This window comes from Leisingera sp. F5 (assembly GCF_001593695.1).
Window position 1 is genome coordinate 1 of the sequence record NZ_LUKH01001473.1, and the last position, 1,006, is coordinate 1,006.

General features: G+C 61.5%; 1 protein-coding gene. It reads left to right on the forward strand.

What is annotated here, in order from left to right:
• The coding region (locus A2I95_RS42360) for an ABC transporter substrate-binding protein (RefSeq protein ID WP_291738212.1) at window positions 1-880 on the forward strand (880 nt) is incomplete at its 5' end.
• Window positions 881-1,006 lie beyond the last annotated feature (126 nt).

Genomic DNA, 1,006 nt, shown 5'->3' on the forward strand with positions numbered 1-1,006 from the left:
CGGCATGACAGGACTGGTGATGAACACCCGCCGCGCGCCTCTGGATGACTGGCGCGTTCGCGAGGCACTGCTTTTGGCGTTCAATTTCGAATACATCAACGGTACGGTGACCGGCGGCGTCCAGCCTCGGATCACCTCCTATTTCTCCGGGTCCGGGCTTGGCATGCAGCCTGGTGCGGCCGCCGGCAAGGTCCGCACCCTGCTGGAACCTTTTGCGGATACGCTGCCGCCGGGCACTCTGGAGGGGTACACCCTGCCTCAGGGCGACGGCAGCAAGCGCAACCGCGGCAATCTGCGCAAGGCGATGAAACTGCTGGAGGACGCGGACTGGACCGTCGTTGGTGGCATTTTGCGCAACAGTGAAGGCATGCCCCTGGAACTGACCGTTCTGATCCGCCAGGGCGATGGCGAGATGAAGACAGTCGCTGAGATCTACGCCCGCGCACTTGAGCGGCTGGGCATCACGCTGAGCGCGGAAACCGTCGATAATGCGCAGTATGCGGAACGCGAGAACGCCTATGGCTTCGACCTTACCCGTTACCGCCGGGAGTTATCGCTGAGCCCCGGAAACGAACAGCGTTACTACTGGGGCAGCGACGGCGTCACTCAGCCCGGCAGCCGCAACCTGATGGGCATGGACAGCCCCGCTGCCGAAGCGATGATCGATGCCATGCTGACAGCCAAGGATCCCGAGGATTTCACTGCCGCCGTGCGGGCGCTAGACCGGGTTTTGACCGCAGGGCGCTATGTCATTCCGTTCTGGAGGTTCGATGCGGGGCGGATTGCCCATGTCAAGGAAATGCGGTTCCCGGAATACCTGCCGATCTACGGCGACCGGACCGGGTTCATGCCGGATGTCTGGTGGTATCAAACAGACTGACGCCCTGATCTGCGGCAGTCGCAAGCCGGGGCAGTTGACTTGCGGTAATTAATTCCGTATTTCGTGAATTATGGAATTAATTACCGTAGACAAACTCAGCGCCCTGGCCCACCCGAACCGGCTGGC